This is a genomic window from Ruegeria sp. BI7 (assembly GCF_056537925.1).
Genome location: NZ_JBQFSK010000017.1, coordinates 25,708 through 32,546, shown reverse-complemented (window position 1 = coordinate 32,546; position 6,839 = coordinate 25,708). Strand labels below are relative to the sequence as shown.

General features: G+C 51.8%; 4 protein-coding genes and 1 pseudogene. 1 reads left to right on the top strand and 4 read right to left on the bottom strand.

Annotated features, from left to right (window positions below):
- The first annotated feature begins 130 nt into the window (after window positions 1–130).
- Complete coding sequence (locus ACR0JB_RS21550; RefSeq protein WP_480790293.1) at window positions 131–3,703, top strand: calcium-binding protein; 3,573 nt, start codon at window positions 131–133, stop codon at window positions 3,701–3,703.
- A gap of 457 nt (window positions 3,704–4,160) precedes the next feature.
- Here ACR0JB_RS21550 and ACR0JB_RS21545 read toward each other — a convergent pair whose 3' ends face one another.
- The 4 genes and pseudogenes from ACR0JB_RS21545 to ACR0JB_RS21530 form a co-directional block, all read right to left on the bottom strand.
- A complete protein-coding gene (locus ACR0JB_RS21545) occupies window positions 4,161–4,556 on the bottom strand; it encodes a hypothetical protein (RefSeq protein WP_480790292.1) in 396 nt (131 codons plus the stop codon).
- A 335-nt stretch (window positions 4,557–4,891) separates the two neighbouring features.
- Complete coding sequence (locus tag ACR0JB_RS21540) at window positions 4,892–5,266, bottom strand: hypothetical protein (protein WP_170398790.1); 375 nt, start codon at window positions 5,264–5,266, stop codon at window positions 4,892–4,894.
- Window positions 5,267–5,399: 133 nt separating this feature from the next.
- Window positions 5,400–5,801: pseudogene (locus ACR0JB_RS21535) on the bottom strand (phage integrase central domain-containing protein); the annotation flags it as partial.
- A gap of 147 nt (window positions 5,802–5,948) precedes the next feature.
- Window positions 5,949–6,833 carry an HAD-IIA family hydrolase gene (locus tag ACR0JB_RS21530; protein WP_170398787.1) on the bottom strand — a complete coding sequence of 295 codons (885 nt, stop codon included), beginning with the start codon at window positions 6,831–6,833 and terminating at the stop codon, window positions 5,949–5,951.
- Window positions 6,834–6,839: the final 6 nt, after the last annotated feature.

Genomic DNA, 6,839 nt, shown 5'->3' with positions numbered 1-6,839 from the left:
GCATTCAACACAGGAATGGACTCAGTCCGCGTGGCGTCTCGAGGCTCAGGATCTGAAACTCATCGTAGCCAGTATTCCGGTTTTCGCGTTGTTCGCCAAATGACCAAGTAAATTTGTAAAAGGAAATGAAATGGATCCTATTTCTGGCAACACTACTGGAGGTCCTTACCAGGGTATCGGTAGTACAGTTGGCGATTCTGGACAGGTTACCGGCACGCTTCCGAGCGGCGCAGAAGCATCCGTGGGTATTGAGACCACTTCTAATTTGGGGAACACCTTGGTGGGTACCATTGGCGTGTCCACTCCAGGGGTCTCAATTGAAATTGGTGACGTTGACGTCGATGTAGGTGTGAGTGGCGACGTAAGTGTAAGTTTTGATCAACACGGCAACGCTTTCGATGCCGATATATCGGGAACCGGAAGTGTAACTATTGGTTTCGGCGAAGTGCAAATTGGCGCATCTATTACGATCGACGGCGACTCCATTACAATAGAAATCGGCAATAACGAAATTTCCACAAGTATTGATGATGTAGGGGACTCACTTCAGCAAGAACTAGAAAGGCTTGGAGTGGATCCTGACGTTGCCAAAGCCGTAAGCGAAAATCTGACGAACGAAATTGGCCAAGCAATTGAACAGGCAGAATCAGGCATTCGGAATATAATTTCCAACGCAATTAGCAATGACATGATTCAAGTTAATGATCGCGGTAGACTGGAAGAACTATTTCAAAAACCACCAGTTTCGCCGTTGGTTCTGGATCTTGATGGAGATGGTATCGAGCTTACTTCGTTGGCAGGCAGCACAACCTTCTTTGACGTCGATATTAATGGTTTTGCTGAGGCCACGGGCTGGGCCGCACCTGACGATGGTCTTTTGGCACTGGATATTGATGGCGACGGATATATCGATGATGGATCAGAACTCTTTGGGGATCAGACCGGTTATGATCACGGCTTTCTTGCTCTGGCACAGCATGACAGCAACAGCGACGGCGTGATCGATGAGAACGATCCTATTTATAGCGATCTCGTTGTCTGGCAGGATTCAAACTCGGATGGGATCAGTCAGGCACAGGAAATGCGCGGATTGGCTGATGTCGGGGTAGCGTCCATCTCCGTATCTGCCACGGTCACCAACTATGAAGTTGCTGGCAACAGTGTTCTTTGGGAGAGCACATTCGAGTGGAGCGATGGTAGTCAAGGTGTCGTTGCCGATGCATACTTTGAAACCGACACGCTCAACACTGTTGCACTTGTTCCCGATGATTTCACTTATCATCCAGATGTTTTCAAGCTACCTGTTCTGCTGGGTTCTGGCACATTGGCTTCAACGTGGGTTGCTTTGTCGCTTGACGACGACCTGAGAGATCAAGCGCATGCTCTTTTGGAACAACTGGAATCCGGTAACATCGAGAGTTTCTTAATAAGCTTCGAAGCGTTTATCTTGGACTGGGCAGGTGTCAGCGATGTGGATCCGGGTAGTCGTGGAGAATATGTTGACGCCCGGCACTTAGAGTTTTTGGAAGCAGTGTACGGTACCGGATATATCGGTGTACCCGCGTCTACAGACCCTGGTATTTTTGCCGGTCCTGCTTTTGAAGAGTTGTACGAAGAATTTCTTGAACAGCTTGCTGCGCGCTTTTTGGCGCAAGCCGCTATCTCAACTGCGTTGCTAAATGGGACAAGTGCGGAAGCAGCAGCATCTGCTGCGGCGTCGCACCCTTTAGCTTCGTTTTCAACATTCCTAAACGGATTCACGCCTGAAAGCCCGTCCCTTTATGGCGATGTGTCGCAAGTCATTGCAGGCATGCAGCAGGAGATCGACAAGGGATCGATTTCGGTTGGCAATGCAGCGACTGCCATTTTAATTTTTAAATCTGATCTGAGTTCTGGTGATACGGACTTTGAGCAGCTGGTTCAGACCGCCATATCCGACGCTGGATTGGACCCATCTTCGGATCTGGCCCGTGCCTTGACATACGCAGGTGATCTGCAAATCGTCGAAGGCACCACAGGAAACGACACTATCACTGTTACCGAAGCGAGCTACGTCATTGGCGGTACGGGTGAAGACGTGATTACCAGCACAGCCGACGGCGTCATATTTGTCGGCGGCAAAGGAAACGACACTCTCAACGGCGGCGATGGCGCGGCGACCTATATCTATTCGCTTGGTGACGGTTCGGACGTTATTCTTGATACAAGCGGCTATGCAACTGTGAACGACAAACTGCTGTTCACCGATGTGAATGCCGATGATGTCGTTTTCTCTCACAACGCCGACGGGGACCTTGTGATTACCCTAAGCGATGGTGGGACTGTAACAATCAAGAACCACTTCGACAGCGACAGCTATGATATGGAGCTGATCGAATTCGCAGATGGTACCGTTCTCGACTTGCAGGATATTCGTGACAAGACGGTGGCGGATCAAAAAGCCACGGGTTCGGTCAAGGGCTCCTATAACACTGAAAACTATTTCCATGCTCTTGGCGACGGGTCGTACACGATCACAGATGTTAGTAGCGCTGGATGGATCAATGACCGGTTAGTGTTTACTGATGTGAACGCAGAAGACGTGACGTTCTCACAGAATGCAGGTGGAGATCTGGTGATCACCCTAAGTAATGGTGAAACAGTTACGATCAGCAACCATTTCGACAGTGACTACTATGATACAGAACTGATCGAATTTTCGGATGGAACCGTCCTAAACGCACAGGAAATTCGGGACAAATCTGTCGCGGATCAGAAGTTCTCTGGCACGGTGAAGGGGTCTTACTACGTCGAGAATTACTACCACAGCCTGGGCGACGGCTCTTACACGATTACGGATGTCAGCAGCGCAGGCGACTACCTTAAAGACCGACTGGTGCTCACTGATGTGAATGCAGATGACGTAACTTTCTCGCACAATGGAAACGGGGACTTGGTGATCACGTTGAGCAATGGCGAGGCAATCACCATCACTGATCACTTTGCCAGCTCGTACTATGACATGGAACTGATCGAGTTTGCGGATGGAACAGTACTAGGATTGCAGGAGATCAAGGACAAAGCCGTGATCGGTGGGTCGGGTGACGACGTTCTTATTGGTTTTAGTGGCAACGATCATATCACTGGCGGTTACGGAAACGACTACATCGACGGTGGTAGAGGTGATGATGCCCACAATGGCGGAGATGGAGACGACATACTGATTGCAAACTCTGGCCTTGACAGCTTCGACGGCGGTGCAGGTAACGATACTATCGACTTCTCCTACACATCTAACGGTGTGACGTTGGATCTGACGGCTGGAATCGCGACCTTTACAAGCGGTGCCCAGGAAATCATGACGAACATCGAGAACGTCATTGGTAGCTCTGGCAGTAATCTCATCAATGGGTCTGACGTCGCCAATGTAATCGACGGCGGAGCGGGCAATGACCGCATTATCGGCCTGGAAGGCGATGACAAGCTGTCCGGTGGTTCCGGAGCCGATGTCTTTGTCTTCAATACCTTGGTATCTGAAGGCGCTGACACCATCACTGACTTCGAGTTGGGCACCGACACGCTTGAACTTGCCGGAAGCACTTATACTGACCTGACCTTCGTCGACACTGGATCCGGTACGCGCGTCGAATGGGACAATGGCTCGGTTGAGCTTGAAGGCGTCGCCGTCGCGGCACTGATCGAAGATCAGTTCTTGTTCGTCTAAGAAATTTTATCCCTAAGCGGTATTGAATATCGCTTAGGGTTTTTGACTTAGTGTGCCAATTGCCTCCCCAAAAATAGCGAGTGTACCCAAATGTGTTAACGGGTTGCACTTAAACCAAGCTGCTACCGACAACCGGAGTTGCCTGTCATTTCAACATTGAGGTGATGGGTGGAGCGAGGGGCTGGACGAGGGGGTAAAAGCCAGCCCCTCAATCTCGGGGTCTCGGAGTTGTATGTGTGGTTGCTCCGTTAACTCAAACCTAGCGAAAGAACTTCAGCCTCGATATTGGGGATTACCCGTAGCCGGTCGAATTAATCTTTCAGACACAATTCAAACAGGGCAGGCGTGTAGCAATGAGGTGCGGCGCGTCTTGAGGGGGTTAACGATTTCGACGAGGGGGTATGAGTTCGGCGCGTTGCATCTTTACCTTTTGCTGCGAATTGTCACCTCTTTCAAATTACCATTTGTAGTGCGGACCCCGCTCGCCATTCCAAAACCGCGCAACGTCCACCGTATCAATGACCAGCGAAGTCGTATTGAAGCCGATGAGAAGAATAACCCACCAGTAAAGCGCAGGTTCGGTGTCTACGTTCGGAAGGTTCGTCAGGAAATAGGCTATCATTGGAATCCACAGAATGTGGCCTATACCAAGCAGCCTCACAAACCCTAGCTTCAGGTAAATTGCTATCATTATGGAAATGCCGACCCCGACCGACAACAGGTTGAACCAGGCATAGAAGGTATTGAGGAACAGCAGGGAGGCCAAATTTACGAGAATTAGGCAGACTACCCAAACTCTCGCAACCGGGTTGAACCTGAAAAGGACGATCCAAAGAATTTCAAACGCGCGCATTTGGCCGATCCTATCAATTCAACATCAAAGTTGTCATTAGTCATACGGTCTAGCTTGAGAGCCGGGGTTGGATTTGCCAGGATCGTGCCCTTGCAGCGGATCTCGCGATGCGTGTTGCGAAGCCCTCGCCACTTAGTGCCCAACTAGGTACCCAACTTTTGCACTTCATTCTGGTTCAACGCCTCTTTGCCTTTCCGGCTGGCTGACCGCCACCTGCCCCGTGAAACCTACACACGGCCCAACCACGAACCGCTGGCCCTTTGCACCGTTTGCCGGTTCTTTTGGATTTTGCCGTGCATCTGGGGGCCGCATGGGCCTTGCTCATGGGGTTGGCGTCACTTTCCATCGCTAGCCCTCCCTCCAGTGCCGACATTGCCGACAATCGCCTGTCCACCATCCGACACGTTGACGTGTTGCACGGTCACGGTTTGCTTGCCGCCATTGCGATGCTTGCGCAGGGCTTCTACCTGGGCGGCGTAGGTGCGGGCCAGCTTGTTGTATCCGTTATAATGGACATTCACTTGGTCAATCCGTTCCGAATTTGCCAGCCATCGCGCGGATCTAACCATCGCGACGTGGGTTGCCGCCATTTGGACTGCCAACATACGTTCAACTGTGTCGCGCGGTTTCAGTTCGGCCACCGCTGCCAGCATGAATTCCCGTTCGTCATTCCCGGCGTAATCTTCGCTGGACTCATTTGCTTTCAGCATTTTGAGGCAATGCCTTAAAAGGGATTCAGCCATCTCGGGAAAGTCGGTGCCAAACGCTTGCTGCAATGCCTGCTCATGGTCCAGCGTGACATTATGGTTCGTGGCCGTTCCCCGTATTTCGATACCAAGGTCGGATTTGGGTTGCCGTGTGTCGTTGTTTGCCCAACAAGGCTTTGGCTTTCTCTGTGGCCTGCAGATCCACATCCAAGCCCAGCGCCGCCGCATGGCGCAAACAGATGGACAAACGGTTCATCGCCTTACGCGCCGTGTCGGCTTTGGTGTGCCAGATCGGCGCAAGGGTGTCGCGGATATCGCGCTGGTCGATCCGTGAAACCGGCATTTTGCCCAGCTTCGGCAAGACGTGCAGTTCCAAGGGACTGAACCACCGGCCAGCCTTCCCGTCGCCTTTCAGTTCGGCCTTGCGGCTTTCAAAGGCGTCCTTGGCGATATCGGCCAGAATGTTCAGATTGCGTTCGGCTTCGCGGTTCAGGCGTTCCCGTTCCTTGATGGCGTCCTTGCCATCCCTCACAACCGCTACTGGGTGCTGCAGTCCGTGCTAACGACGGCAACGCGCAGTAAACCAGCTTTGCAAAATCTCGAGGATAGGCTCTTAGTCACCGTTCAAACCAAGGCTAATTTTCGGTCTAATACTTCGCCGAAAGTGGGAGCATCACGATGTTTTCTATATGCGAAGTAGGCGCCAGCTCGGTGTCAAGCTCGATTGCTCGCAAAAAGTGCGAGTATCCAGCCCCGAAAACACTCCATCTTGCGCGACAAGGACTGTGCGCCAACCCCGTGCTGCTGCACCGAGGATATCGGTGTGAAGAGTGTCACCGCACATCGCGATGCGTTCGGGCGGAATTCCTGGAAGCGTGGCTTCGACCATTTCAAATACTTCCGGAAATGGCTTGCCAAAGAACTTGATGTCTTGAAGGCCCTCATCTGCCAGCAAATGCCCGTAGTGACCGGGCTCCAGTGAGAATCCGAAGTCTCGTGGCGCTGCCAGATCAGCATTTGCGATCACAACTGGGCGCGGGTTCGCCAACAAGCTGTCGCAAAGCATGGATTGTTGAGATTGTTGCCAGATTTCGGTCGAGAGAAACAAGAAACCGTCAGCGCGGTCAAAGTCTGTCTGGTCTGCCTCAAGCCTGATCGTCTCGGATAAGATGTCCGTCAGGTCGTCAGACGGAGAGGCGATGCAGCCCCACAGACCGTCGTTCAGGTTTGCCAAGGCTGCGTCGCGGCTGGTTACAATCTCATCTGCGTCAACTTGCATTCCGAGTTTTTGAAACTTGGCAGTCGCGCCCTGGTGATTATAGCTGGCAGCATTGGAAAGAATGCGAATCTGGTGTCCGCCCTCCCTGAGCTCTTTCAAACGAGCTGCCGCGCCGGGAATCGGAGTTTCGCCAACATTTAGAACGCCAAAAGCATCAAAAACAAAGGCGTCTACTTCGTTGCCAATATCCAGAAGTGACTCAATATCCAGAGTGGCCGCGTTGAATGTTGCTTTTGGGAGTCTGGGACGTATGGACTGATAACGCGAAAATATCGAGTTGGCGTCAAGCATGTGTCC

Excerpts from the sequence above, each read along its gene's own strand:
- ACR0JB_RS21550 (WP_480790293.1), top strand. The coding sequence starts at position 131 with ATGGATCCTATTTCTGGCAACACTACTGGAGGTCCTTACCAGGGTATC.
- ACR0JB_RS21545 (WP_480790292.1), bottom strand. The coding sequence starts at position 4,556 with ATGCGCGCGTTTGAAATTCTTTGGATCGTCCTTTTCAGGTTCAACCCG.
- ACR0JB_RS21540 (WP_170398790.1), bottom strand. The coding sequence starts at position 5,266 with ATGCTGAAAGCAAATGAGTCCAGCGAAGATTACGCCGGGAATGACGAA.
- ACR0JB_RS21530 (WP_170398787.1), bottom strand. The coding sequence starts at position 6,833 with ATGCTTGACGCCAACTCGATATTTTCGCGTTATCAGTCCATACGTCCC.